The sequence below is a fragment of the Mesorhizobium sp. L-2-11 genome, from assembly GCF_016756595.1.
Taxonomy (GTDB): domain Bacteria; phylum Pseudomonadota; class Alphaproteobacteria; order Rhizobiales; family Rhizobiaceae; genus Mesorhizobium.
Map to the genome: position 1 here is coordinate 4,165,151 of NZ_AP023257.1, position 25,859 is coordinate 4,191,009.

General features: G+C 61.0%; 22 protein-coding genes and 1 pseudogene. 5 read left to right on the plus strand and 18 right to left on the minus strand.

All coding sequences use genetic code 11. The features are described 5' to 3' along the window. Positions 1-377 precede the first annotated feature (377 nt). Positions 378-2,027, plus strand: a complete 1,650-nt coding sequence (locus tag JG739_RS19970) for an alpha/beta hydrolase (RefSeq protein ID WP_202367539.1) — start codon at positions 378-380, stop codon at positions 2,025-2,027. Positions 2,028-2,118: 91 nt separating this feature from the next. Here the strand turns inward: JG739_RS19970 and JG739_RS19975 are convergent. The 18 genes and pseudogenes from JG739_RS19975 to JG739_RS20060 form a co-directional block, all read right to left on the minus strand. Then, positions 2,119-2,454: pseudogene (locus JG739_RS19975) on the minus strand (DUF2950 family protein); the annotation flags it as partial. 9 nt (positions 2,455-2,463) lie between these two features. Further along, positions 2,464-3,384 (minus strand): HupE/UreJ family protein, encoded by a 921-nt coding sequence (locus tag JG739_RS19980; RefSeq protein ID WP_244749488.1) that lies wholly within the window; start codon positions 3,382-3,384, stop codon positions 2,464-2,466. A gap of 98 nt (positions 3,385-3,482) precedes the next feature. Then, entirely contained in the window at positions 3,483-4,361 is an 879-nt protein-coding gene (locus tag JG739_RS19985) for a peptidylprolyl isomerase (protein WP_202363052.1), read from the minus strand. 117 nt (positions 4,362-4,478) lie between these two features. Next, complete coding sequence (locus tag JG739_RS19990) at positions 4,479-6,410, minus strand: DUF3604 domain-containing protein (RefSeq protein ID WP_202363053.1); 1,932 nt, start codon at positions 6,408-6,410, stop codon at positions 4,479-4,481. After that, positions 6,319-7,062 carry a hypothetical protein gene (locus JG739_RS19995; RefSeq protein WP_202363054.1) on the minus strand — a complete coding sequence of 248 codons (744 nt, stop codon included), beginning with the start codon at positions 7,060-7,062 and terminating at the stop codon, positions 6,319-6,321. Before JG739_RS19995 ends, JG739_RS19990 begins: the two co-directional genes overlap by 92 nt. A 182-nt stretch (positions 7,063-7,244) precedes the next feature. Continuing rightward, a complete protein-coding gene (locus JG739_RS20000) occupies positions 7,245-7,412 on the minus strand; it encodes a hypothetical protein (RefSeq protein WP_202363055.1) in 168 nt (55 codons plus the stop codon). Positions 7,413-7,546: 134 nt separating this feature from the next. Next, complete coding sequence (locus tag JG739_RS20005) at positions 7,547-8,533, minus strand: DUF2950 domain-containing protein (protein ID WP_244749489.1); 987 nt, start codon at positions 8,531-8,533, stop codon at positions 7,547-7,549. Positions 8,534-8,553: 20 nt separating this feature from the next. Further along, positions 8,554-9,912: a DUF3300 domain-containing protein gene (locus JG739_RS20010; RefSeq protein WP_244749490.1), complete on the minus strand. Its 1,359-nt coding sequence runs from the start codon at positions 9,910-9,912 to the stop codon at positions 8,554-8,556. A gap of 66 nt (positions 9,913-9,978) precedes the next feature. Continuing rightward, the gene (locus JG739_RS20015) at positions 9,979-10,887 is read right to left on the minus strand and encodes a formylglycine-generating enzyme family protein (RefSeq protein WP_202367542.1); all 909 of its coding nucleotides are present in this window, start codon (positions 10,885-10,887) and stop codon (positions 9,979-9,981) included. A gap of 77 nt (positions 10,888-10,964) precedes the next feature. Further along, positions 10,965-11,966 carry an HAD family hydrolase gene (locus JG739_RS20020; RefSeq protein ID WP_202363056.1) on the minus strand — a complete coding sequence of 334 codons (1,002 nt, stop codon included), beginning with the start codon at positions 11,964-11,966 and terminating at the stop codon, positions 10,965-10,967. Further along, complete coding sequence (locus JG739_RS20025; protein WP_202363057.1) at positions 11,963-12,517, minus strand: hypothetical protein; 555 nt, start codon at positions 12,515-12,517, stop codon at positions 11,963-11,965. The genes JG739_RS20020 and JG739_RS20025 overlap by 4 nt, the downstream gene beginning before the upstream one ends. Positions 12,518-12,589: 72 nt before the next feature. After that, complete coding sequence (locus tag JG739_RS20030; protein ID WP_202363058.1) at positions 12,590-14,227, minus strand: arylsulfatase; 1,638 nt, start codon at positions 14,225-14,227, stop codon at positions 12,590-12,592. Between the two features lie 557 nt (positions 14,228-14,784). Next, positions 14,785-16,017 carry an HlyD family secretion protein gene (locus JG739_RS20035; RefSeq protein ID WP_202363059.1) on the minus strand — a complete coding sequence of 411 codons (1,233 nt, stop codon included), beginning with the start codon at positions 16,015-16,017 and terminating at the stop codon, positions 14,785-14,787. Between the two features lie 3 nt (positions 16,018-16,020). Then, entirely contained in the window at positions 16,021-16,515 is a 495-nt protein-coding gene (locus tag JG739_RS20040; RefSeq protein ID WP_202363060.1) for a hypothetical protein, read from the minus strand. Between the two features lie 127 nt (positions 16,516-16,642). Further along, positions 16,643-18,718, minus strand: a complete 2,076-nt coding sequence (locus JG739_RS20045; protein WP_202363061.1) for a mechanosensitive ion channel family protein — start codon at positions 18,716-18,718, stop codon at positions 16,643-16,645. Between the two features lie 198 nt (positions 18,719-18,916). Next, positions 18,917-20,251: an alpha/beta hydrolase gene (locus tag JG739_RS20050; RefSeq protein ID WP_202363062.1), complete on the minus strand. Its 1,335-nt coding sequence runs from the start codon at positions 20,249-20,251 to the stop codon at positions 18,917-18,919. A gap of 17 nt (positions 20,252-20,268) precedes the next feature. Continuing rightward, positions 20,269-21,021: a hypothetical protein gene (locus tag JG739_RS20055; RefSeq protein ID WP_202363063.1), complete on the minus strand. Its 753-nt coding sequence runs from the start codon at positions 21,019-21,021 to the stop codon at positions 20,269-20,271. A 201-nt stretch (positions 21,022-21,222) separates the two neighbouring features. Beyond that, the gene (locus tag JG739_RS20060; protein WP_244749491.1) at positions 21,223-21,528 is read right to left on the minus strand and encodes a hypothetical protein; all 306 of its coding nucleotides are present in this window, start codon (positions 21,526-21,528) and stop codon (positions 21,223-21,225) included. Positions 21,529-21,898: 370 nt separating this feature from the next. Here JG739_RS20060 and JG739_RS20065 point away from each other — a divergent pair, with 370 nt between their 5' ends. The 4 genes from JG739_RS20065 (at position 21,899) to JG739_RS20080 (ending at position 25,729) form a co-directional block, all read left to right on the plus strand. Next, on the plus strand, positions 21,899-23,611 hold the full coding sequence (locus tag JG739_RS20065) for a hypothetical protein (RefSeq protein ID WP_446720570.1): 1,713 nt from the start codon (positions 21,899-21,901) through the stop codon (positions 23,609-23,611). A 716-nt stretch (positions 23,612-24,327) separates the two neighbouring features. Next, positions 24,328-24,552, plus strand: coding sequence for a hypothetical protein (locus tag JG739_RS20070; RefSeq protein WP_202363066.1), 225 nt, complete (start codon positions 24,328-24,330; stop codon positions 24,550-24,552). 621 nt (positions 24,553-25,173) lie between these two features. Beyond that, positions 25,174-25,407: a hypothetical protein gene (locus tag JG739_RS20075; RefSeq protein WP_202363067.1), complete on the plus strand. Its 234-nt coding sequence runs from the start codon at positions 25,174-25,176 to the stop codon at positions 25,405-25,407. Between the two features lie 118 nt (positions 25,408-25,525). Next, the gene (locus JG739_RS20080) at positions 25,526-25,729 is read left to right on the plus strand and encodes a hypothetical protein (RefSeq protein ID WP_202363068.1); all 204 of its coding nucleotides are present in this window, start codon (positions 25,526-25,528) and stop codon (positions 25,727-25,729) included. Positions 25,730-25,859: the final 130 nt, after the last annotated feature.

The window sequence follows — 25,859 nt, forward strand, 5'->3', positions numbered from 1 at the left end:
GGGCCGGCGCCCTACAGGCATTCTACCCCAACGCCCCCCAAGCGGCGCCGGCCCTCCCCTTGTATGGCGTTGCCAACCAGCAATCTTCGGTGGTCTTCTTCATTTGCCCGAGGGCGGCGGTCTTGGCGTCCGTGCCCTGCTGACCAGGCGTGCAATCCTTGGCCGAGTTCGGGTTCGGGCCGCCGGTGGTGGTGTCAGTCCCCTGATCGGTGCTGGGCGTGGTCGTGGAGGTCTCGCCCGAAATTCCGCTGTCGTCTGGGCAAAGGAAAGGCCGGCGGAAAGCGTCGCCGTGGTTCCGCGCAGTTGCGGGTTGCGCCGACATATCTTGCACGGCAAGCTGCCTCGAAGCACTCCAACGATCGCACGTGGCCGCTCCAATGAGGCTATTCTGGATCTTCAGGTTCTGGCATTCCTTCTCAGCCGCTGGCCTGCTGATCGGAACACTCTTCTTTGCGGCCTCGCTCACCCCTACGCTGCTGCCACGCACGTTTGTAACGCAAGGGCTTCTATCCGGATGCTCTTTCGCGGCCGGATATGGGCTTGGCGTGTTCGGGCGCTGGCTGGCCGACTACCTGGAGTTGCCCAAGCCCACGGGCCGCATCTTGCGGGCCATCAAACTCGTCGCTGCGGCCACCTGCATCCTGGTTGCCGTCGCGTTTCTCTGGCAGGCTTCGGAATGGCAAAATTCGATCCGGCAGCTCATGAGGCTCGAGCCGGTAGACACTGCGCACCCCCTGAAGATCGGTCTGATCGCGTTGCTGACCTTCGTGCTCTTGATCCTCTTGGCGCGATTGTTTCAGGTCACGTTCCTGTTTATCTCGCGAATGCTTGGCCGGATCGTGCCGAAACGCGTGTCATACGTGATCGGCATTGCCGCTGCGGCTGCGTTATTCTGGACGGTGGTCAACGGCGTTTTCTTCAGGTTTGCGCTCCATGCCGCGGATTCGTCCTTCCAGGCATTCGATGAGCTGATCGAGCCCGAGACCCAACAGCCGGCCGACCCCAGCAAGACCGGAAGCGACACCTCGCTGATCGAGTGGGACGAGCTAGGAAGGGCGGGACGGGAGTTCATCGCGACCGGACCGACGAGCAAGGATTTACGCTCGTTCCTGGGGATGGATGCGCGTGAGCCGATCCGCGTCTATGTCGGATTGCGGTCTGCGGAGACAGCCGAGGACCGCGCAAAGCTCGCCCTCGAGGAGCTCAAGCGCGTCGGCGGATTCGATCGCTCGGTGCTGATCGTGGTGATGCCGACAGGCACCGGTTGGATAGACCCTGCTGCAATGGACACCGTCGAATATCTCCACGGCGGCGACGTCGCGAGCGTCGCCATGCAGTATTCGTATCTCACAAGCTGGCTGTCCCTCCTGGTCGAGCCCGGCTACGGCGCCGAGGCCGCTCGTACCCTTTTTGCGGAAATCTACAGCCATTGGGCCAAGCTCCCGAAGGAAAGCCGCCCAAGACTCTATTTGCACGGGCTGAGCCTTGGCGCCTTGAGCTCCGAGCAATCCGCCGAGTTGTTCGAAGTGATCGGCGACCCGTATCAGGGGGCACTTTGGAGCGGCCCGCCATTTCCGAGCAGGATCTGGCGTTCCGTCACCGATGACCGCGAGCGAGGATCGCCAGCCTGGCTGCCACGCTTCAGGGACGGGTCGTATGTGCGGTTCACGAGCCAGGAGAACGGCCTGGCGATCCCGGACGCACATTGGGGACCGATGCGGATCGTCTATCTTCAATATGCGAGCGACCCGGTGACGTTCTTCGACTACCGGTCCCTGTACCGACAGCCGGAATGGATGGCGGGGCCGCGCGGTTCCGACGTGTCTCCCGAGCTCAAATGGTATCCGGTCGTGACGCTTCTCCAGCTCACCGTCGACATGGCGATGGCCACAACGGCCCCGATGGGGTACGGGCATGTATATGCGCCGGAGCATTACATCGATGCTTGGATCGAAGTGACGGACGTTCGGGGATGGACCGCGGAGCAGATCAACCGGCTGAAGCTGGAATTTCTGCGACGGCGGTGAAGGCGAAGCTCAGGTCCATGCCACCTCTTCTGCCACAGCGCAGGGTTTTGCCGATCGACTCGAAAATAACCCGGCTTTTGATCCATTTCTCTCAGTCGGCTACGAACTTCCACGTATCGTCCGGATTGAAGCGTTCGATGTATTTGACGATCTGCTCGGTGGTTGGCCCGAGATCAGCCTCGTAGACGACGCCGTGCTGGTTGACGGCGAAGGTTTTTACGCCGGTCTCGCCATATTTGGCCGGCCAGGCGATGAGGCCGAAGCCGGCGATCATGTTGCCGTTGATGACGTAGTCGTAGGCGCCGCCGGCGATATGGTCGCCCTGGCCGGTCAGGATCTTGTACTTGTAGCCGAAATAGCCTTCGCCCTTGGCCGCGACCTCGAGCTCGGCCTGATCGATATTGCCACCGGCCGGGCTCTCGCCGTTCATGCCCCCTCATAGAAACATCGCGTCCAGCCGCTCGATGCTCCAGAACGCCGCGACGGTTCCGATCACATAGGCCGAAGCGACGATAGCCCGCCGCGGTATCGTGATGATGCGCCGTATCGAATGAACGGCCAGCAGGATCGCCGCGATGAACAGGAGCTGCCCGATTTCAACGCCGATATTGAACGACAGCAAAGCGAGCGGAACATCGCCGCGCGGCAGCCCAAGATCAACCAGGGCGCCAGCGAAGCCGAAGCCGTGCAGCAGGCCGAAAGCGAAGGCGACGACCCAAGGCCATCGGATGGTCAGGCTCGACTGCCCGCGCTCCATCCTAACGATTTCGGTCGCGACAAGCAGAATGCTGAGGGCGATCATTGCCTCCACCGGCGCCGACGGCAAAGTGATCCAACCGATGGTGGCGAGAGTCAGCGTGATCGAATGGGCGACGGTGAACGCGGTGATCGTCTCGACTATCCGTCGCCAGCCGCGCACGATCAACATCAGCGCGGCGACGAACAGGAGGTGGTCGATGCCGGAGGCGATGTGCTCGATGCCGTGGCGAAAATAGGTCGCGGCCACCTCCCAAGGGTTCTGCGTCGCGGGGATCGCCATGTCGGGCGCGCTGGGGGTGAGCCGCTCGACCCATGTGCCGCCATCGGCGAACTCGATGCGCACCAGCGCGTCGGTCATGGTCTGCGATAGGCCCTCGATGCTCACTTTCTGGCCGGCGAGCGGTTCGATCGCTGCAATCCGCCACGTCTGGACCATGGCGTCGCCCGTCGCGCGCGACACCACCGGCGTCAGATTCTCGACCGCGCCAGAAAAGCGCGGCGAAAGCGCGAGCCTGAAGTCGCCCTGCATCGGTGTCTTGAAGGTTACGCTGAACTCACCCGGGTTTTCCTCTCGAAGCTCTAGAAACGCCGGGCGCATCTCGTGTGTCAGGGCCGGGGCGGCCCCAACGCATGCCGCAACCAAAAGCAATGCAGCGCGCCCGAACCGGAGGAGTAAGGCTAGGAAATGGACCGGGCTCATCGCGACGCCACATCGGCTTTCGGGCCAGGAGAAAGCAGCTTCGCCACCTCGTCACCATAGACGACACCGTATTTCTCGCGCAGCCGTGCAATGTAGTCGCGGCTTACTTCGTCCTGGCGATCTCTGAGCCATTCGGCTGACACGGCCTCACGCGCCTCTTCGAAAGGACGCGAACCCTGTTCGTTCCGCTCGGAGACATTGATCAGGTGGTAGCCATAGCCGGACTTGAACGGGCCGGCCCAGCTTCCCGTTCTCGCGGCGTAGATCTCGCGCGAAAGCTCCTCGCCGAGCATGCCGGTCGCCTCCTGTTCGCCGAGATCCTCGAACTCGGTGCCGAGCAGAAATCTGTCGCCGAATTCCGCCACGTCGCCGGCATCGCCGGCCTGGAGCCGTTCGAGCATATCGGCGGCATCGGCGGCGGCGTCCTTGCGGCCGTCCGGATTGAAATAGACCTGTCGGAAACTTGCCTTGCCTGCGACGCGGAAAAGGTCGAGATTGGCTTCATAGTATTTTCTAAGATCGGCTACCGTCGGCTCGACGACCTTGGCAGTGTCCTTGAGCAGGAACTCCAGTTTCTGGGCCAGCCGGCGCCTGACGATCGTGTCGTGCTCTTCGAGACCCATTTCCCGCGCCTCGCGAGCGAATAGTTCCTCTTTTATCAGCTCAGTAATCAAGGCTTGCAGCTCCTGGCCATTCGGGGGACGCCGCCACTGGCCCTTGAAAGTTTCGGTGAGCCACTTCAGCTCGCCGTCGCCGACACGCACCGGCTCGATGCTTTTCGTCTGCTCTTCGCTGTCGCCAAGCCATGCAAAGGCAGCGAACAGCACGGTGCCCGCCACGACAAAATGCAGCAATGGTTCATGAAAAAGTTTCATTGGGCGGCGTCCTTGCTAGCTAGGCGGTGTCGATGAGTTTGGTGCGCCTTGGCGAGTGGCGAGCGGCAGGCAGACGCCTCTGGGCGTCTGCCTTGTCTTGATGCGTCGCTTCCTTCCTCAAGTGCCTGGCGTGTACCAGATCGGCGAGGTGTAGGCGCGTTCGGTGATGGTCATCGCAGTGCCTGGCAGGGCCTTTACGCCGAACCGCTTGACGTCGTAGGCGGTCCAGCGCGGGGTCGGGATCTCGATCACCCGTCCATAGTAGAAGGCCGGCTGGCTCGCGTCGAAATCCGGATCCTCCCACACTGCGCTGAGCTCCGGCGCGCCGATTGTGTTCGTCCAAGTGGCGTTCGCCTGGTCCACGGTGTCGCCGACCGGCGGCAGTTTCCCATCCACCCCCGGCTTCCGGTCGCCGGACCACGCCACGTCGTAGACCTTCTCGTTCAGCTTGCCGTCCGCCTCGAGCCAGCCCTTGACGATCTGATAGCGGTCGAGGTTGGCGCCGAGCGGATCTTTCAAGGCGGCGACCAGGAAGGTCGGTTTCTTGCCTTCAGGGGCTGCGCGAAGATCGCCGCCCATCGGCACGCCCTTGGTGTAGCCGATCTGCCCCGGTAGCCGATTTTGCGCATCCTCACTTGCAAACTCCCAACCGCCGAAGAACCGAACCGCCATGCGCGGGCCGGTGGTGGCGTAGGTCTCCTTGCGCTGCATGGCATCCCAGATCGATGCGCGGGTGTTGTCCTTGGCCCAGACGGCTGCGTAGCCGGAGGCGCCGACCTCCCAGTCCATGATTTTGACACCGGTCTGGGCGTTGTTGACAAAGGTCGCGCCAATGCGTTCCGGGCTCGGCTCCTGCGGCACGGTCTTGCCGAAGAAATTGTCCTCCTCCATCGCCGCGAGACCGGTGTGCGCATCGCTGCTGGCGACGAGGCCGAACTTGTAGGGGTTGGTGCCGAGCTCCCGCTCGAGCTTCAGTCCGTTCTTGTAGGCCGAGCGCGCGTATTCGAACTCGAGCATCTCCTTCGTCTTGGGAACGCTGCCATCGAGGTTGCCTTTGTCCCAGATCTCGAAACTGGCGAACTCGTCGTTCGGCGACAGGAACGGATGCGCCTCGCCGGTGCCCTTGGTCTGCGAGGTCTCGTAGAGCCGCTCCCATTTCGCCCGCTGCTCGACATATTCGCGGTCGACCGGCTTGCCGAACTGCTCGACGGTGGGGAACATCAGGCCGCTGCTGAGATTGCCATTATGCGCGATCGCGAGCACATCGCCGCCGGTCTTCTCTTCGTAAGCGCCCATCCATTTCCACAAATCGACCGGGTTGTCGCTGCCGAAGGGCGGATAGACGGTGAACGGCTCGACCTGGCTCGCCTTGTCGCCATTGTCGCGGAAGATGACGTTGCGGTGCAGATTGTTGCCGCCGGTGTTCGACGTCCACTCGAAGCCGATGAAGGCGGTGAAAAGGCCGGGATTGTTGTAGTCCTCCGCGGCGGCGATCGTTTCCTGCCACGCGCCCTTGTAGGCGGGCGTGCCCGGGAAATACATGATATCCTTCGGGAACGTCCCGTGCGAGAAGGCGACGATGATCTCGATCGCCGCATCCGCGCCTTTGCCGGACTGTATCATGTCGTACCATTTCTTGCCGGTAGGGTCAGCCAGCACCTCAGGCTTGGCGGCGAACAGATCCGGGAAGAAGCCCATATTGTCGGAGTGATCGGCGACCACGAGAAAGTCGAGCGGGCGGGAAAGCTTCACCGGCTGGCCGGTGGACGAGGTAACCTCCTCGCCCCTGGCGAAGCGGTAAGCGTCCCGCGGTGTCAGCTTGGCGCCGAATGCGCCTGCGTCCATGGAAAACGCGGTGTGCAGATGCGTATCGCCGAAGAATGGGCGCGTCGGGAAGTCGCGCTCCGCGTATGGCGAGTAGGCCGGCGGGTGCTGGTGCGCGGCGTCGGCCTTTCCCTTATCCAGGGCCCCGGCGTCCTGCGCAATCGCCGGAAGCGCAAAGCCCATCAGGCTTGCCAGTGCCGTCCCGTACAGCAATGTCTTGGTCATGGATTCCCTCCTGAAGGTTGAACTGCGTCAGTGATAAGCTGGGCGGCAGGCGGCATCGCCGCATGGCTCGCGCCCACTTGGCAATAGGTTGGCCTCCGGCGTGTCGATAGGTGCCGATGAAGTCCGACTTCTGCTTCTCGGATCCGTAGAAGCGAATGAGGCCGCGCTCGCTGGCCTCGCCGACAGCCAGCCGGCCGAGCGCGATCTCGCTGATGACAGCCTCGCCGGTTACCAGAACCAGATCGCCCGGTTCGGCGGAGGCAACATGGACCTTGGCATGCAAGCCATCGGCGCTCGGCTCGAAGCGGGTCCACAGCACCGGCTCGGCAAGGACAAGGGAAAAGGCTAGCTGCGATGGATCGGATGACGCGGCGCGGAGCAATTCGCCGAACTTTTCCAGCGCCGTCTTCGTCGCGCGAAATCGCTTTCCGAATAAATCCGGTCCGGCCCGATTGAAATTCGCCAGGGGCAACCGCCGCGCCGCGACTTCCCGCGATATGGCACCGATGACATGAAGCGAATCCGGATAGGCCCAGTTCAAAACGCCGCGCGAAACCGACTGCGGGCTGTCATAGCCGCACGCGACTGCTTCCGAAGAGGGGGCCACCACCCCCGCCATCAGGGTTAGCCAGACAACGCCGGAGTTTCTCAACGCTAGAACTCTCATAGTGCTCCCACCTAATAGGAAGGTCGCGTCGTCCAGCCGGGCTGGCCGCTTCGAGGGGCTTTGCCTGCCCTTTGGGTGAGGTTCGCGCATTGTTCGGCGGCAAGGAACGTAATTAACTGTATCCTACAGGCGGAATTCGTTGGGGTGGGATCTCATAGGCCACACCCTCAGAATTTCCGCGTTGATCCAGGTTGGAAGGAAAACCAGGCGTGAACAAAAAGCAGGCCCAGTGCGGCATGGAGAACAACCGTCAGCCACAATAGTTTTCCGACCTGGGCATCTTCCATCCCGAGATAGGCGAGATAGATGGCGGCAAGGACGTTGTAGGTCAGCATTCCCGCCAGCGGCGAGCTCCTTCCCTGATCCTGCCGGCCCATCCAACTACTTACTGCCAGAGCGAGCAGCGCGACGCCGGTTACGCGGGCGACTGTCAGCCCAGTTATCCGCAGACAACTAGAACGCTTTCCTCTCAGTCGGCCACGACCTGCCAGGTATCGTCCGGGTTGAAGCGGTCGATGTATTTGACGATCTGCTCGGTGGCTGGCCCGAGATCGGCCTCGTAGACGACGCCGTGCTGGTTGACGGCGAAGGTTTTTACGCCTGTCTCGCCATATTTGGCCGGCCAGGCGATGAGGCCGAAGCCGGCGATCATGTTGCCGTTGATGACGTAGTCATAGGCGCCGCCGGCGATATGGTCGCCCTGGCCGGTCAGGATCTTGTACTTGTAGCCGAAATAGCCTTCGCCCTTGGCCGCGACCTGAAGTTCGGCTTGATCGATATTGGTGCCAGCCGGGCTCTCACCGTTGATGTCGTCGGTGGGCCAGTAGAGCCCGTCGGTCGCGCCGTCCGAGCTGATCAGTTTCTGCGCGAACTCCTCCACGCCATCCTCGTCGCGGTCCTGCGACGCATAGTCCTCCTGCGCGTCGACATAGGCGCGCATCGTCTCGATGGCGGTGAGCTCGTTCTCGCCGACATACCGGTTCACGATCTCTTCGAGCCCGGCATAGGTGTCGAAAGCCCACTTGCCGTCCTCGCCCTTGACGATCGGAAAAGGCAGCGGCCACAGCTTGTCGCCGATCTGCAGCGTGCGGCGGTCGCCCTCGCCATCGAGGACAAGCTGCTTGGCCACACCCTCCTTGATCGCCGCCAGCGTCTCGTCCGCGTTCTCGTCGGCCTTCAGCTTCTCCGCATCGAGGCCGAGAAGGGCCGCAACCGCACCGTTGCCGGCGTCGTTCAGCGCCTTCTTGAACGCCTCGACAGCTGCTTCCGGCGTGTCGAAGACCGGCGGCTCGGCAGCAGCCACGAAGGCGGTGATCTCCGGCGCCTCCGGCGCATCCTGTGCGGCGGCTGGCTGCGAGACAACGCTGGCCGCTGCAAGCGCCACGGCGCAGACAGTGGGGAGAAGGATCGTATGCAACAGTCCCGTGTGACGGGTGGTGCTGAACATCTGTGTCATGGTCCTGTCCTCCCGTTCCGTTAACGCCGGCGTCCGCCGCCGCCGCGCTTGATCTGCTTGTGGCTGCCGCCACGGCTGCCGCCACCCATTGATTGGTGGCCGCGGTTGGAGCTGACCTTGGTCACCTTGCCGCGATCGACGTTGCCAAGCCCCGAAGGCTTCTTCGGCCGGTTGTCGACCCTTGCCGCGGGTTTCGGCTTGCCAGCCGGGCGGTTGGCCTTTGCCGGTTTGGCGGTTGGGCGGTTGGCGGTGGGGCGGTCGGCGACGGCGGGCCTGGCTTCTGGGCGGTTGACGTTCGGCCTGTTGCCCGGCCTGTTTGCCGCCTGACCGCCCTGGCTCTTCAGCCCGTCGAGCGTGCTCTTGCGGATGTCTCTCGTTGCAGCCGTCTTGCCAGGCACCCTGTTGGCGAGTTTGTCGTTCTTCTTGATGTCGCGGGCGCGGTCGCGGATGGCGTTGTCGCCATTCTTCTCGATCCGGTTCTTGATGTTGGTCTGGTCGAACTTGTTGAACTGGTTGCGGTCGATATTGATCTTGCCGCGGTCGATGTTCTTCCAGTCGACGTCGTTGAAATTGATTTTGCCGTTGAAGTCGCGGTTGTTGAAGCAGTTGTTGCAATCGATGTTGATGTCGTTGCCGTTCCAGCGGCCGCCCCATACGCCCCAGTCGTTCCAGTCGACGGCGGCGGCCCAGATGGCGCCGGTCACCGCCCCGGCGAAAAAGGTCGCTCCGGGATACCAGTAATAGGGATAGGGGTCGGGATAATAGCGGATCGGTTCCCACACGTAATCCGGCTCATAAAACATCTGCGGCGGATATTGCGGGACGTAGATCACTTCGGGGCTCGCCGACTTGATGACGAAATTGTCGTTCTCCTTGACCACCTGGATCTTGTCGTCGGTCTTGATGACGCCCTTGGCGACCGCCTCGTCGCGCAGCTGCTGGATGGCGAGCAGCACGTCCTTCTGCTGGTAGGCGATGGCATCACCGAGCGTCTGCGTCCATTCGAGGTCGTCGCTCATCATCTTGACGATGCCGGGGTAATTGAGCAGCGACACCACGGAGCCGTCCCAGCTGTCCTTGGGCTTCAGGCTCTTGTCTTTCTCGTACCGCTCGAGGAAGCGCGCCGCCTCGACGATCTGCAGCGGATAAAGCGCTGCCGCAGTGATCACCGCGATCAGTTCGTCCGGATAGAGCGCAATCCGCGCAACCAGGACCTCCATCTCGTCGGCGCTCAATGGCTCCGGCGAAGTCGTCGCATCACCCGAAGCGTCAGCCGCCGCGACCTGTTCTTGTGCAAGGACAGGATGCGCCGAACCAAACCCGGCAAGCAGCAGCGCCAGCGCCGCAGCGCCCGCCTTCAACATGTCGTTGCCCATCATGCTTTGATCCTCCGTGTCTGTCTCTGTCCGGGCAGGCTTTGCGCCGGGCCTTTTTGGTAGTGTTTGTCACGTTCTGCGTGCAATGCAGCGGAAACCTAAATGGCACGTCGACGTGTCGATCGGCTGCGCCATTCGGGCGGCCGGGCGGTAGCGCCGGCAATAGTTGGGCGCGCAAAGATGCGATCCGCCTTTCATCACCTTGCGCGGGATGCTGATCTGCGGCTGCCGTGGATCGAGGCTGTCCTCCCGTTTGGCACCGCGGGGGTTGTCAATCGTGCAGCACGGGCTGTCGATCTTGCCGTGTTCCTGGTACCAGTCCGTGGTCCACTGCCAGACATTGCCAGACATGTCGTAGAGGCCGTAGCCGTTGGCGGCAAAGGAGGCGACGGGTGACGTCCCCTCGTAACCGTCCTCGCAGAGATTCCGCCACGGGAATTCGCCCTGCCACGTGTTGGCCATTTGTCGGCCATCGGGCGCCATTTCATCGCCCCAGACAAATTCGGCCGCGTCGAGCCCGCCACGCGCCGCGAATTCCCACTCGGCCTCGGTGGGCAATTGCTTGCCCGCCCACGATGCGTAGGCTTCGGCATCCTCAAAGTTCACATGCACGACCGGATGGTCGGCCAGCCGCTTGATCGAACTCGCCGGCCCGCGCGGATGGCGCCAATTGGCGCCGCGGACGTAGACCCACCAATTGTAGTGATCGCGAAGGTCGACACGCTGTTTGGCCTTGCTGAACACCACGGACGATGGCGCCAGCATGTCCGGCTTCGCTCCGGGATAATCATCGGGATTTACGGGACGTTCGGCCGAGGTGACGTAACCAGTCGCGTCGACGAAGCGAGCGAACTCGCGGTTGGTGACGGTGCAGACGTCCATCCAGAAGCCGCCCACTGTCACCCTATGCGCCGGCGCCTCTTCGGGATAGTGCTTGTCCGATCCCATGAGGAATGTACCGCCGGGAATCCAGACCATGTTCAGGAATGGCTCTTCGACCTGTGTAGATTGAGCCTGACGTTCCACAACTCGACTCGTCATTTTGCTCCGAATCCTTACTTCTCGAAGGCGAACACCCGGTTCCAATCCTTCTTCATATCGACAACCGTCCACCCAGAATCGGCTGCGGCGTCGAGACCCTTGTCCAGACGGCCGATGCTTGACTGCCGGTCGTAGGCCCATTCCCGATCCGCGTCGGTGTGGTGGACGTAAAGGCAGAAGTGCGGGCCGGGTCCCGAGCAGGTCCACTGCAGCATCTGCAGATCGCCGTCGGAGTTGCCGAACGCCGCGATCGGTCGGCGACCGATATGCTGGTGGATGCCGACAGGCTTGCCGGCCTTGTCGTCGATGAAGTTGATTTCGGGCGACTTCATGAGCAGTGGCACCCCGTCGCGCATCTCGAAACTGGTCTTGCCACTGCTGCCAACGATCTGCTCGGGGGGAATGCCGTAAACGTCTTCGCTGAAGACGCGCATGAAATCGATCCCGCCGCCGGACACGATGAAAGTCTTGAAGCCGTTAGCCCGCAGATAGCTCAGCAACTCCAGCATCGGCTGGTAGGCCATCTCGGTGTAGAGCCGGCCGGTCTTCGGATGCTTGGCGCTGGCAATCCAGTCGCTGACGATCTGGTCGAATTCGTCGGTTGTCATGCCGGAATGCGTGGCCATGACGATCTGCATGATGGCCGGCTCGCCGCCAGCGAGTGCAGCTTTCACATTGCCTTTGAGCAATGATGCGAACGGCTCCTTGTCCTTCCACTCCGGATGTTGCGGGGCGAGCGCTTTGATCCGATCGAGCGCGAACAGAAGCTGAAAATACATAGGCTGTTCACCCCACAGGGTCCCGTCATTGTCGAACACCGCGATGCGTTCGGGGACAGGCACGAAATCCGCCGACCCTTCCTCGGTCACGCTTTCGACGAACCGCACGATGGATTGCTTCGCCTCGCCTTCGTTCCATGACGCGAGTACTTCCGCGCCTTGCGCGGAAGGCGCAATCGCCATCAACAGAAAAAGGGGCAGCAAATAGCGACTGGCGACGCGAGCGAGAACGGTCATGGCTTGACGCCTTTGCTTTCTGAAAATTGAGCGGGACGGCGTTCGAACAGCAGCGTCCAAAGCCTGCCTTCCCCAAGCGCAACATTGACTTCCCTGGACGCCAGATAGGGGATCAATATCAGCAGCATGATCAGGCTTGTCGCGAGCGTCTGCGGCAGCTTGTCTCCTCCGAATTCAGCGAGCGAAGCGGCGCTCGTTCGTCCGTGAACCAGTCCGACGATGACTTCCTCAACGACCGAGAGGACGAGAAGCAGGATCAGGTATAGCAGGGCCTTGTAGGCTATGACGTAGACAATCCTGTTTCGACGCCGGTCGCCCAGTCGGATCATCTGCCCGAGCATTATGAATTTCGCCAGGATCAGTGCCTTGATGGCCGCCAGCCCTGATGGCAGATAGCTGATGCCCTCCTCGCCAAGGATCGCTGCCTTGTAGAGAATGAGCGCACCAAAGCAGACGAATAGATACAAGGACAGGAGCGCGTACTCGCGCAGCTCGTTCTTTGCCCTCTGAGCAATTGTCTCGGTCGAAGGATTGTTGTTCGCGACTGCCATTGACCTGCTTCCGAGTTGGCTTGGAGGCCGCGCCTGCCGGCAGTGCGAGCGCGGCCTATTCAGAGCGAAGACTCAGTTTCTGCCACCCTCTTGCAGTTTTGCCAGGACCTGGTCGAGCGCGAAGCTGCCGGGCCTCTGCCGCGGCGGGAACTCGACATAGGTCTGCAGGTGTTTGGCGACATAAGCCTGTGCCGGCACGAGCGCGAAGGCGTGCTCGACACGCCATCTGGCGTATTCCCCGGCGTCCGTCTGCGCCCGTTCGAACGGGTCACCCTTGATGTCGAAGAGCTTCGGGAACCGCAGCGGAATCAGCGGGTTCTCCCACACGGCAAGCCCCTCCTCGCGCTGCTCGAGGAACACCATCTTCCAGCGTTCGTAACGCAAGCCGGCGAGGTTGCCGTCATCGGTCCAGTAGAAGTATTCGTGGCGCTTGCCTTCGCCTTCGCCGGCCAGCACGTCGCGTTGGTCGTAGCCATCCAGATGCACTTTGAAGCTCTTGCCGGCGGCATCGTATCCCTTCAACAGCTTAGCCGTCACGTCTGGTTCGCCTGCGGCGGCGACGAGCGTCGGAACGAAATCTTCGTGTGACGTTATATGGTTGATCTCCGTTCCCGGCTTGATGACGCCCGGCCAGCGCATCATGCACGGCACCCGGTAACCGCCTTCCCAGTTTGTGTTCTTCTCGCCTTTGAAGGGCGTGGTGCCGCCGTCCGGCCACGAGAAAACCTCCGCGCCGTTGTCGGTCGTCCACAGGACGATGGTGTTGTCGGCGATGCCGAGGTCATCGAGCTTGCCCAGAAGCTGGCCGACCATGCCGTCCATCTCCACCATGGCGTCCGCATAGATGCCCAAGCCGGTCTTGCCCTTCGAGGCCTCCTTGAGAAACGTGTAGATGTGTGTGCGGGTGGTGTTGAACCAACAGAAGAACGGCTTGCCGTCGGCGTTCGAGCGGTCGATGAAGTTGAGCGCGCTGCCGAGGAACTCCTCGTCTACGGTTTCCATGCGCTTCTTCGTCAGCGGGCCGGTGTCCTCGATCTCTTGTTTGCCCACCCGCCCGAAGCGCGGATCCTCCGTTGGATCGTCAGTTGCACTGGCCTTGCATTTCATCACGCCGCGCGGACCGAACCTGGCCTTGAACTCGGGATTCTTCGGGTAGTCGGGATGCTCCGGCTCATCCTCGGCATTGAGGTGATAGAGATTGCCGAAAAATTCGTCGAAGCCGTGAACGGTGGGCAGATGCTCGTTGCGGTCGCCGAGATGATTCTTGCCAAACTGGCCGGTCACATACCCTTGCGGCTTGAGCAGTTCCGCGAGCGTCGGGTCTTTCTCCGACAGCCCTTCCTTGGCACCCGGGAGGCCGACTTTCAGCAAGCCTGTACGGAAGCACGACTGCCCTGTGATGAACGCCGCACGACCTGCGGTGCAGGACTGCTGGGCGTAGTGGTCGGTGAAGATCGCCCCCTCGCTGGCGATCCGATCGATGTTCGGCGTGCGATAGCCCATCATGCCCCGGTTGTAGGCGCTGAGGTTCCAATAACCGACGTCATCGCCGAAAATGACGAGGATGTTGGGCTTTGCGCCGGCCGCTTGAGCTTTCGCGCTCGGGGCGATTCCGGATGCGACGGCCGAAATGGCGAGCACAGATCCTCCGGTCAGCAAAATGTCGCGCCGGTTCGGTTGTCGGTCTGGATTCGCGTGCTTGTCACTCATCTGACGTCCTCCCGTTGTACCGCTTTGCCCAAGATGAGCCGAGTTTTCGGTTCCCTGGCGAGAAAGCAATGCTCCGCGTTCTATCGACGAGACGAAACTCGTGGCAGGACGCTTCAGCCATGCCTTCTTCAAAATCGTCCTTCGTGAGGTTTGCCTATTGCCGCTCGGGACGGAAGGTAATTAACGGTAACCTACGGGCAGAATCGGCTCGGCCTGCGCAAGAGTCGGTCCTTGCGGTAAGTTCGGCTTTTTTCGATGAGCCAAGGAAGCCCCTTCGTTCTGGGCCACGTACGGTCATCATCGATACCTTTCTCGGTCAGGCCGACTCTCGACCGCGGAGATCCTGTCTCGATGGATACCGTGTTCATCCGCGCGACCCGACAGGAATGTTCTGCCAACACCCCCGTTACATCGGTGGCCACAGCTTTCTTCGGGGACCATCCTGTCTAGCGGTGTTCCGTCCGCCCGAGATCTCGATGTCCTCGCCACCTCCCAGCATGGCGCGATCACCATTGGCCACGAGACCTAGCCGACCTCCTTGCACGCGTTCCTCCGCGTCAGTGGCCCGTCAAGACCAGGGTCTGCACTGGAAGCAGCAGCGCCTGGATCCGCAGGATCGCGGCGTGCACGATTCCGAGCGTGTCTACCATGTGCAGAAACAGCCATCGCGGGGTACCCAGGTTATCCGACTCGAGTTCGTCATGGTTGTTCGTGTAGGCGTTGGCAATGCAACTGCCGCCCGGCGGGACGCCTTCGAGCCCACCCGCGTAGAGGGGCTCCAGGAATGCGGTGATGGTTCCGGGCCGGGCCGTCTGCGTCACGTCGATCAGTTGGTCGGTGGGCCGGAACTGACCGGACGCGATCGCGTCCTGAACCTGGGTCACCACCATCGGGATAACGGTGAAGGGTTTGCCGATGCATATGACCTCGGTGATCATGCCGGTCTTGATCACCTGAGCCTCGATCTGCCCGAAACCGGCGACGAGCGCCAGTCGGCCCGCCTCGGCGGGGACCAGGATGCCGGCGGGCCGCAGCATCGGATTGACCACGTCGCCAGGCCTAAGCGTGAACTGCTGAACCGTTCCGGTAACGCCGGCCCGAACGAGTGTCTTGTCGATTTCGACCTGTGCCTGGGCGAGTGCCGCCTCGGCGCTTGCCTTCTGCGCCGGCAGCAGCGAAGCGATCTTGGTCTGCAGCGCCTGCTTGTTCGCCAGCGCGGCTTCAGCCGCACCCTGCTGACCTTCCGCGACGTCCCGCAGCCGCTCGAGTTCCCGTAAGGGAACGGTATTCGGGTTGCGGCCCCGGAGTTCGGTTTTGGTTTCGAGCTCCGCCAGCGCGTCACGATGGGCGCTCTCGGCCTGCCGGATCTGCCCGTCCGCCACCGCCAGTTCGCTCCGGGCCACTTCGGTAGCAGCATCGACTTCGGCGATGGTTCGGCGAGCCGACTCGTGGGCCGCTTCCTGCTGCGAGCTGTCCAGGCGGAACAGCGGCTGGCCGGCCTCGACCTTGTCGTTCAAGCCCACAAAGACCTCGGCGACGCGGCCACCGGTCTCTGGGAGAATGGTGACGGTCCGGAATACCGCCGTGACAGCCGTCGTGGCGGGATGGAAGTAGAAGATGAGCGTGATGAGGGAGACGGTGAGGATCAGGCAAGCGGTGATCCCCCACCGGAGCTCGAACCACACCGAGTAGAAGGTGATCTCCCGGCCGATCCGTTTATCCTGGACGTAGCGGCGAAAAAGATAGTCCGGGAAGATGGTGAGCATGGAGCATAGCAGCAATTCCAACATCGCTCAGCTCCGCGCTTCCAGCTTATCGGTCAAGGGAGGTGTCCCCGGAACCACCTTTAGCGTCTCCTCGCTGCGGCGGGCGTCGTGGATGGGCATTTCGAGGGACTGGGCCATTGCCGCCTCCGGGACCACCGTCAGTTCTTCCCTGCGGCGGTCGCCGCCATGGGCGAGCTTCTCGAGGGATTTGGCCATTGAGGAGATCGGCGTCGTGAAGTCCGGCAACTGAACGAAGGCGAGAAGCAGGGCCGCGATCCAGTACAGGTGATTGTGGGTAAAGAGCGAAATCACCGCCAGGATCGCCACAATGTCCATCTGCACTTTATGGGTTCGATGCGCCACCTGCTCGGGAAGCGCATGGAGGCGCAGGTAAAGGCTGCCGATGATAAGGACGATGCCGATGAGGAAGACTGTCATCACGACGAACAGAATGTCAGTCTGACCGGGAGGCGTAATGAACGGCGGCAGATGCTTCACCGCAGCGGGATGTATCTCTTCCATCGCCCAACCCCTGCGCGCCGGATTGCGGCGCTCTCGACAGCCCGGGAAGTATAATCCAATCTAAACCCTCGGGTCGACGCTGTCACTCCCGTTCATCAGTACTCACCGGTGACAATAACGCCCAGCGCTACGGCGTGTCCCTCACCACCTCCAAAGCGGCGTTGCTCTTTTTCGAGGCCTCGTAGGCCTGATGAGCAGCGGCCGCAGTTTCCCCGCCACTCTCGACGTGAACGGTGGGAACCGCGATCTTGATACCGTTTTCCGAGAAGGCCTTCTTGATCATCATGAGTGCGCGCCGCTTGATGCCGAATTGGGTCCCGGGCTTCGTCATCAGCTTCATCCTGAGAACGATCGCATAGTCCCCGAAGTTGTCGATGCCCTGCATCTTGAGCGGCTCGATCGTGTCAGCCGCAAATTCAGGATCGGCTGCCAGTTCCTGGCCTATCTTCTTGATCAGCTTGCGCGCCAGGTCCACGTCGGAATCATAGGTCACGCCGATCGTGATCTTGTCGAGCACCCAATCCCTGCTCATGTTCTGGACCGCCCCGAGCTCACCGAACGGGACGATATAGACGGGGCCGCGATGATGACGCAGACGCACCGACCGCAGGCTGAAGGATTCGACCGTGCCTTTGTAGCTGCCGCTCTGGATGTATTCACCGACCCGAAAGGCGTCGTCCATCATGTAGAACACGCCGCTCAGCACGTCCTTGACCAGGGTCTGCGAGCCGAAGCCGATGGCGATGCCGAAGATGCCGGCGCCGGCAATCAGCGGGAGTATCTGCACGCCGAGCCCAGCGAGGATCGTTAGCACGGTGACCGCGGCTATGAACACGGCAAGGGCGTTGCGGAATATCGGCAACAGCGTGCGCAGCCGGCCGCTGCGAGCCAGCTCATCCGCGCCGCTTCCATCCGCCGGCGCGAGGTTCATCCGATATTCGATCAAGGCCTTCGACAGTTGCCAGAGCAGGTCGGCGATCAGCAAAATGATGATGCCGTTGAGCAGCCCGGTTATCAGGAAGCCGCCGGTTTCGCTGCCGGCAAGGCTCGCGGCCCTGATCCGCCAGATATAGGCGAGCCATGCGACCGCCGCGGCAATGACCGCCGCCCTGGCGCCCCTGACAATGAGCACGTTGAGTGCGACGCCCATCGCGCCGCTGCGTTTCGACCTGCCGGCGAAGGCCTGAGCCGCGGCGCCGACCCCGCGCAAGGCTGTCGGCAGCACCAGGGCGAAAATCCCAAGCCACAGGATGCCGAGCAGGCCGGCGACCCAAGCCCCCCAGAGCACGATCAGGAACAAGGTGAGAAACGATTGCTTGACCAGAGAGCCTCGCCCGTCGGGCCGTTGCCAGACGACGTCGATTGCGGTCGCCAGAATGCCAAGCCCGAACAGGAAGGCGGCGAGCTCTGCAACCTCTCGAGAGAAGCCCAGGCCAGGCATGAGGTTGGCGATCGCCCAGCCGAACAACAGGAACCCGGCCACAAGGCTCACTCGCCAACGCCAGAAACGGGTCGAAGCTTCGCTTTCGAAAAGCGGAGTCGGCTTGTCCGAGGGATCGCTCGTCGCACCGCCGAACGCAAACAGCAATCGGGCTGCCGCGCGAACGATACGGAACGCGATGAACGCAAGAAGTAGGGTCAGAATGATCCTGCGGAGTAAGGGTGGCCATCCGAATGCCAAGAACGAACCGGCGCTGGCGAGCGCAAAAGTCAGCAGGGCGACAGTCTCGAAGAGGATCGCTTGTCCGGCGTCTTCCTGAACAACCGCGCTCCTCGTCCTGGCGAGCGCTCGTCGGACCGCCCACTCGGCTCCGAAACCGACCGCGATCAAGATCGCCAGGATGCCCATAACCAGCCCTGGCCTGCCAGAGTTCACGTCACGCGAGACAATTTCGGCAGCGCGCGACAGTTCTTCCGGCAGGCGCGGGATCGCGGCGCCGAGCGCACCGATACGGGCACGAATACCCGCCTCCAGGCTCAAGATGTCCTCTGAAATGGACAGGCCGGGCTCGTCCGTGGCCGCTGGAATCTTTCCTTCGAGCCATGCCTTTAGTTCTGGATCGGACAAAAGCTCGAGGAACTGCTTTGCCTTTTCAGGCGGAAGGTCGGGGGAAGGCTGTTGAGCTAGCGAAGTTCCCGGCAAGAGCGCCAGCAAGAGCACAACGACAGCCGGCAAGAACCCAAGGCGCAGCATTTTCTTCATGAGTCCCCCGAGTTTTGAATGCCGCATCTGCTTCCGCACATAGCGGCTCCTCCCCTTCTAAGGACAACTGTGCCGGCTGCATGCTACGTCTCCGGGGAGACGTCAGCAAGGATGTTTCGTCAAACGATAAGGTGCATAAATACAGCACCTTGCTAAACTTGAAGGTCCGCTTCGCCAACTCCGCAGGCCAACCAAGAACTACTTCTTGCAATCTTTTGTGAACGGAGCGGAGCCAACGCATTCCTTGCCAGCACTCGATTTCTGGCTGGTGGTCTGGGAACCCGTCAATGCGCCGATGTGATTGCCTAAATTTTCTCTGCTGTTTTGATCGACCGCTGCAACAGGTGCGGCAATCACCAACCCTGCCGCGCTGCCCGCCGCTGCCGCCGCACCGGTCGTTGCATGAATGATCGTGTCGCCCAGGCCTATCCTGTTGTCGGTCAGCGTCTGGCCGCCGGCCATACGCGCCCCAATCAATTGCACGATCTGCGGTGACGAGGCGAACTTGCCGTGATGCAAACGGTCTCCGGATTTGATTTTCGTCAGATCGATGACGGTTATGTTGTTGTTGGCGAGTTCTTCCTTGTATGGAGCTTGTTCCGGATCAATCGATCCGAGCCGGGGGATATCGCCCCAGACCCGTCGCGAAACTTTGAGCGCGCGATCGTCCTGCGAGACAAAGAGGGTGAACTGCGGGTGCTGTTTGCCCATGTCGGCAATCTGAGTGCGAAACACGTCGACGTCGACGTCAGGCGCGGCCAGCATGACGTTTTTGAACTTCGCCGGAAGACCGCCGTTGCGGATGGCCATCTGGCGCAAGCCTTCCAACGCAAGCCAGTTGCCCATCGAATGGGCGAGGATCGAAACTTCCTTTATCTGGGGATCGCGTGCGAGATATTGGAACAGCAGTTCAAGCGCATTTCGTGTGTAGTTGGTGCTTTCACGATCGTAGCCATACGCCAGCGCACTGCCTCGGGAGGGCCATGTGACCAGGATCGGGACGCTCTGCGTGCCGGTATCCTTTGCGATCTGCGCAAATCGATAGACCGCGTCTTCAAAGCGATTGTTGAATCCGTGAATGAAGACGAGGACGCTGTGATCCGGGCTCTTCCTGACAGAGGCGCTAAGCCACCCCTTCGCTGTCTCGAGCGTCAATTCCTGGGCCTGCACGACTGCAAAATCGGTCGCCGGGTTTGACGGCAGCTTCTTGGGCCATGCGACCTCTCCAACCTTGCGGACCGATGCCGGAGGGATTGACACCGTAATTTCGGCGAACGAGGGGGCCAGTCCGCGCTCGCCCGTATACATTTGTGCGGGATTGGAGGAACGACTGCGTGTCGTTGTGACCAGCATCTCCACCTTGCTTGAGGAAGGCGAGCTATCGGCCACGGGCAGCAGCACATTCGTCGGACGGGACGCGCACCCCCACAGCAGGCCAACCAACGCCGACGCCAACAAAACGTCGCTGATACGCCTGACTTTGGGCTGGCTCACGAAACAGTTTCCCAAACTCTTCTCCCGTTTCGAAGTCATCCCCAACTCAGATCCAATCAGAACCGAAATCTGGCGCCGATGATTGGTCCCTGCATCGCTATGTCAAACACAAATCGGTCGTCGTCGTAATCTACGGCAAGGTAGCGATATCCCGCTTCCAGCGTGACCCAATCACTGTACCGGTATTGAAGCGTGCCCTGCACTTGCCAATCGATGTCGGCGCCAAGGCCGAAGCCACCGACATCCGCCTCGCCATGGAGTCCGAAACCGCTGCCGAGAGCAATATCGCCGGCCACACCAATAATGGGGTCGACCCAAGTCTTGCTGCCGCTGGCCTCTCTTACCGCGAGAGGGCCAGTAACGGTCAGATCCGCATCGAGGTACCAAAGCCGTCCGCCGGCCAGAACGTCCAAGGTCGCGGTGCCATTGTCGACGACCCGATAGGAGCCGCCGAAGGTCCACACCACCGTATTCATGTTCGCTTCGGCCGAAAAAAGAGCCAATGGGCCGGGCGACGTGCCATCGGCCTCGAGTCCCAGGTAGATGAAGTCGGTGAACAGAGCGTAACGGCCATTACGCGCCTCGCCGGCAAGCATGACCGGCGGGGGAGACCAATCGATGTGGTCGAAGATCTGGCCGAAATCGACGTCGATATCTACCGGCGACAGGCCCCTGACGCCGACCCTGCCCTTCATTCCTGCCATCCAGAAATAGGGTTCTGCGGTGAAGGTCCAGGCCGGCACGGCTTCAGCAGGCACGGGCGCGGCTTCAGGAAGTTGCGTCGCGGCGTCAGCAGCGATCGCCGGCACCGCAAACAGCGCTGCCGCTATTCCCGCCGAAGCCAACACGAGAGTTCGGATGATGCCCATATCGAAGTCCCCTCTAATTCCGACTTTTACTTCATGCCCGATGCGATCGCGCCCGCCGTGACAACATTATATGTCTTCGCGCTGCTTTGCTAATGTTTGCAGAGGTCGATTGCCAGACAGAAATCCCAAGCCAGCCTCCACTTAGTTCTGGCGTGGCGGCCAAGGAATGACATGCGGTTTCCGGGCGGCATCCGCGTGCAGCACGGCTCCGACTTCCCCAACCAACCGATCCACCAGTTCCTGCCATTCGGCTCGTCTGGACTCGCGCCATGCCGGCGGGATCTTATCGATCCTCGAGAGTGCGAGTTCGGCTTCTCCAAGTTCCTCGCACATATCCTGAAAGCTCTCACTTCGGTCCATCAGCCGATGGATCGCCAATTCAAATTGCGGGAACCGACGGACCGCCGCCGAGACCGCTCTTTGTCTATCAGCCGGTTCGTCGTCCATCCTCATGGCGCAGATTCGTGTTTCCCCTGGACCACCGTAACCTATCGCATGGAGGCGGCTGCGGAATGTAAGTTACGTGGGCAACAGGGTAATTTCTGAACATCCCGTAGTGAGTTCGATCGGCGCCAGCTCTAAAAAAATCGCAAATTCCAACTCCGCTGCCGGTGAGGTCGCCTGCCTATCTATCCGTTGTCATCCGCCACTGCATTGCGTGAACCGCCGCCGTCACCCGGATGTTATCCGTTCAGACTATTAGGAGTATTGCAAGAACAGGCTCGCGGATATAAATTACGCACCAGAGGTAACCGGCGAAAAATAAAATATAACTGGGAGTAGTCACCCCAGAACGTCAGGTGAGGGAACCAAGGTGATCCGGGCCGAACCAGCCGCAGGGAGGGAGCATAGGCTCGCCCCAGAGGTTTGTCGTGCCCAGCTTGCCCGGATCCTCAACAGCGCGGACTTCGATGCAACCGGTCGCGAGCGCCGCTTCCTCAGCCATGTGGTGGAGGAGACGCTGGCGGGTCGCGGTGATCGTATCAAGGCCTATTCGATCGCAGTCGAAGTGTTCGGCCGTGACATGTCCTTCGACCCGCAGACGGATCCGATTGTCCGCATCGAGGCTGGCCACCTCCGGCGCGGGCTCGAGCGATACTACCTGACTGCCGGACACGACGATCCTATTCTCATCACGATCCCGAAAGGCGGTTACGTTCCAACCTTCTCGCTCCGTTCGCAACCGTTGTTGGCGGACCCACCGACACCCGTTGTTTCTGCCGTTGTCGCTCAACTTCCGGTCCGGCGGTCGCCGTCGCGGCTGCTGCTGCCGTCTGTCCTTGTGGCCGTTCTCGCGGCCGGCGCATCTGTATTGGCGTGGTGGTGGACCTCCGTCAGAGTGGGCGCGCCGGAAACGCCTCGGGTGCTTGTGGAGTCGTTTGACGATCTGAACGGCACTCACGCCGCGGCGGCCATCGCGAGTGGATTGAGGCAGGAAGTCGTCAGCCAGCTTTCCAAGTTCAAGGATATCGTGGTCGTGGAGTCGGCCGCAAAGGGGGAGGATCCATCGATCTCGCCGGCACGATTTGTCCTGGCCGGAAGCGTGAACCTGTCGACCGATGCCTTCCGGCTTCGGGTCCGGCTGCTCAACCGGGCGGACAACTCGGTTCTGTGGGCAGAAAGCTATGATGGCGGGCTGAAAGTGGCGCAGCTTATGGACGTCCAGACGGACATCGCGCGTAATGTGTCATCGAGCCTGGCCCAGGCATATGGCGTCATCTTCCAGGCAGACGCCAATCTCCACGTCGTCAATCCGCCCGACGATTGGGCCGCCTACTCTTGCACGCTTTCTTTCTACGCATATCGGGTCGGTGTCGATGCAGAAAGCCGGTCATCGGTACGCGCGTGCCTTGAGAAGGCGGTGGACCGCTTTCCGACCTACGCCACCGCCTGGGGTCTTCTCTCGCTAATCTACATAGATGACTACCGATTCGAGTTTTCAGGCGACCCCGCAGAGTCCGCCGCTGCGCTCGATCGCGCCTTGGCGGCGGCAAGGCGATCTGTGGGGCTTGATCCTGTCAACATCCGGGGACGCCAGGCGGAAATGGTTGCGCTCTATTTCCACAAGGAGATCGATGCCGCATTGAAAGTGGGCAAGCAGACTTTGACCATCAACCCGAACGACACCGAGTTTATGGGCGAATATGGAGAGCGCCTGGCGGTTTCTGGAAATTGGCATGACGGATGCCAGTTGATAGCGGAGGCGCGTCAGAAGAACCCGGGGTCAGGCTACTATGACGTGGATCTGGCCCTTTGCTCCTATTTCAGCGGGGATTATTCGCAGGCAGCTATGTGGATCAACAAATCGCCATTTCCGTCGAATCCGGTCTATCATTTGCTTGCCGCTGCCGTTTTCGGCGAGGGAGGATACAAAATCGCGGCTGATCGCGAGGTCGCATGGCTGAACCAAAATCAACCTGATTTGGTGAAGAACATGCGCCAGGTGGTTTCGGCGCGGTTGGCCCGTTCGCAAGATGTCGAGTTTTTCCTCGGCTCGCTAAGGAAAGCGGGCCTTGGCATCGCAGACTGACCATAATTCTGCAGATAGGATCCGACTAATTGTTACGCACAGAGCTGCCCAACGACTCCGGGTCGTCTCGAGGAAGCTCAAGCAGTCCGGCGGCTTATGGCGGCGGTCCCCGGGGGCGACTCAGAAATCAGCGGCGCCCGCCCCTCACCTGCCCGGCGGCGAAGCCGGCGTCATCAAAAAAATGAGATGTGGATGGACGAAAGTGTTCGTTCGAATGATGCTATTGCGTTGTCTTGAGCGCATGTTCTGCTCAGCCAGCACTGCGCCTCCTCTTAAGCCCGCTGGCGGTCAAGGCCCGGCGGCCTGCTGATAGTCCTCCCTCATAGGGCTGCCGGGCCGCTCGAACTTGCTCAATGGAAGGCGCGGACTTCCAGGATGATCCGGACTAGAACCGACCAGCGCACCAGAGGCATCATCTTGGCGAGGTGCTGCATCATTGAACACCGCTGAAGAGTGAGTAGCTGACAACGCAAAAAAGCCCCGCCGCTCCATTTGCGAAGCGGCGGGGCCCCCCACTCGCCCCCATTGATGCCCATGCAATTGCAGTGCCAGACGTGTTGACCCATTGCGGCGCACCTTGATGCCAGGACGGCCCGTTCACAGTTGAAGAAGGGCTATCGAGCGGGTCGATGGAGTCTCAACTTTTTGCATCAAAAGCCTTCCCGCCGGAACGCTTGCTCGTCTGAAGGGTTGGTTGAGATGCAGGAGATGCAGGCGTGGCCAGGAAGCTGTCAATCGCCGAAACTTTGCGACGAACCTCTGACCAACTGAAGAGGATCCGGAAACACGTCGCTAACGGCGGTCATGTGGACCAGATGCAAGAGGTCGACGCCTTGGTGGGCCTCGCCAAAGAAGTGGCCGACCGGCAGCTGGCCGGGTTTGAAGGCCTGGCAGATGAAAACGATGGCTCTGTCCAAGACGACGAGGATGCAAAGCACTGAGCGTTGTCGATCGACCGGCTCGTGACATTCCGCGATAACGGAATTACTTGATTTGCCAAAATCGGTACTATGAAACGCGGCGGACCCCCCAATCCGCCTGGCCGGCGCCGTCAAGCGTTCTTACCCCACGCCCCCCAAGCGGCGCCGGCCGCTCGGCTGCACACCCTCGTGTCAGGAGCATGGTCAGGCCCGAGGGCATGCTTTTGCGCAACATGCATTGGACCAACAGACGCACGGGTTTGATAGGTTTTTTCCGCAACTTGCGGCGATCTGTAAATGTGCCACGCAATCGGCAGATTTCCGTCGCTCTCGGCGGCCTTCGATACCCGATCTGCGATATCGCAGCGGATAATGGGATCGTCCGCTATATGATCCATTGGATTCTGCTTGAAAGACATCTCGGCCCCCGCGCTTGGCGCTGAGAATGCTCAACGGATACCGCTTTGAACAGTCGTCAAATGACGACAACAGACGAATTTATGCGCCATCCCACGAAGGCACTTTGGCGTAGTCGCATGGAGCGTAACAAAAGCTTGTAGCCGGGAACAACCACTCGACGAGTCGCGTTTGTTGCGAAGGCCCGCTTCCTTTGCACGGGCAGCGAGCCTCGAAGGTTCGCAAATGCCGCACCGGCGTTTCAGTCGCACCCGCCTCAGCCCTCACGATTTGGCTATTTGCGAACGCGTGTACGATCAGGTTTGCGCAGATGAACACATCGACCCTTTGAGCCGGGATGCCGAAGCCTTGGCGGTGATGATTGTCGCAGTCTTCCGAAACATTACCACCAATGAGCGCGAACTGCTGGAGGAGGTCACGTCGCTTCGTCGTTCAATGGGCGCAGAAAAGGCGCGCTAGCTTGGCGGCATTCCGATGCGAATCGTTCTAGTCCCGCTTTGGCACAGCCGGATTGGCATCTTAATTGCTTTTTGCCTTCCGCGAGAGTGTAGCCACAGCGCTTTCGAAGGAGATGGAAATGGGTTTAGCCGAAGACCTCACTGATGTTGCCCTCACATTCGCTTGTCCGGATTGCTCCTATCCGGCGGTAAGGAAGGGCTCTGCGCTGAAAACGATCGCCCACTTCAGATGTGACGGGTGCAACGCCAAGGTGCGGATCACTTATCCGCAGAAACTGGCGATCTTCGAAAAGCACAAGCTATTGACCTCGCATGGGGCATAACGGTAACTCAACGCTGCTCATGCGGTTAAGAGCCAGGTTCGATTTCCGCGTGATTCCAAAGGGTTTTGGCGAATTGATGAATTGATTTGGACGATCACGGGGGCTGCGATCGCCCGGAAACAACTTGGCC

Coding starts and splice junctions, on each gene's coding strand:
- JG739_RS19970 (WP_202367539.1), top strand. CDS start 378: ATGAGGCTATTCTGGATCTTCAGGTTCTGGCATTCCTTCTCAGCCGCT.
- JG739_RS19980 (WP_244749488.1), bottom strand. CDS start 3,384: ATGCGCCCGGCGTTTCTAGAGCTTCGAGAGGAAAACCCGGGTGAGTTC.
- JG739_RS19985 (WP_202363052.1), bottom strand. CDS start 4,361: ATGAAACTTTTTCATGAACCATTGCTGCATTTTGTCGTGGCGGGCACC.
- JG739_RS19990 (WP_202363053.1), bottom strand. CDS start 6,410: ATGACCAAGACATTGCTGTACGGGACGGCACTGGCAAGCCTGATGGGC.
- JG739_RS20000 (WP_202363055.1), bottom strand. CDS start 7,412: ATGCTGACCTACAACGTCCTTGCCGCCATCTATCTCGCCTATCTCGGG.
- JG739_RS20005 (WP_244749489.1), bottom strand. CDS start 8,533: ATGACACAGATGTTCAGCACCACCCGTCACACGGGACTGTTGCATACG.
- JG739_RS20010 (WP_244749490.1), bottom strand. CDS start 9,912: ATGATGGGCAACGACATGTTGAAGGCGGGCGCTGCGGCGCTGGCGCTG.
- JG739_RS20015 (WP_202367542.1), bottom strand. CDS start 10,887: ATGGTCTGGATTCCCGGCGGTACATTCCTCATGGGATCGGACAAGCAC.
- JG739_RS20020 (WP_202363056.1), bottom strand. CDS start 11,966: ATGACCGTTCTCGCTCGCGTCGCCAGTCGCTATTTGCTGCCCCTTTTT.
- JG739_RS20025 (WP_202363057.1), bottom strand. CDS start 12,517: ATGGCAGTCGCGAACAACAATCCTTCGACCGAGACAATTGCTCAGAGG.
- JG739_RS20030 (WP_202363058.1), bottom strand. CDS start 14,227: ATGAGTGACAAGCACGCGAATCCAGACCGACAACCGAACCGGCGCGAC.
- JG739_RS20035 (WP_202363059.1), bottom strand. CDS start 16,017: ATGTTGGAATTGCTGCTATGCTCCATGCTCACCATCTTCCCGGACTAT.
- JG739_RS20040 (WP_202363060.1), bottom strand. CDS start 16,515: ATGGAAGAGATACATCCCGCTGCGGTGAAGCATCTGCCGCCGTTCATT.
- JG739_RS20045 (WP_202363061.1), bottom strand. CDS start 18,718: ATGAAGAAAATGCTGCGCCTTGGGTTCTTGCCGGCTGTCGTTGTGCTC.
- JG739_RS20050 (WP_202363062.1), bottom strand. CDS start 20,251: ATGACTTCGAAACGGGAGAAGAGTTTGGGAAACTGTTTCGTGAGCCAG.
- JG739_RS20060 (WP_244749491.1), bottom strand. CDS start 21,528: ATGGACGACGAACCGGCTGATAGACAAAGAGCGGTCTCGGCGGCGGTC.
- JG739_RS20075 (WP_202363067.1), top strand. CDS start 25,174: ATGCCGCACCGGCGTTTCAGTCGCACCCGCCTCAGCCCTCACGATTTG.
- JG739_RS20080 (WP_202363068.1), top strand. CDS start 25,526: ATGGGTTTAGCCGAAGACCTCACTGATGTTGCCCTCACATTCGCTTGT.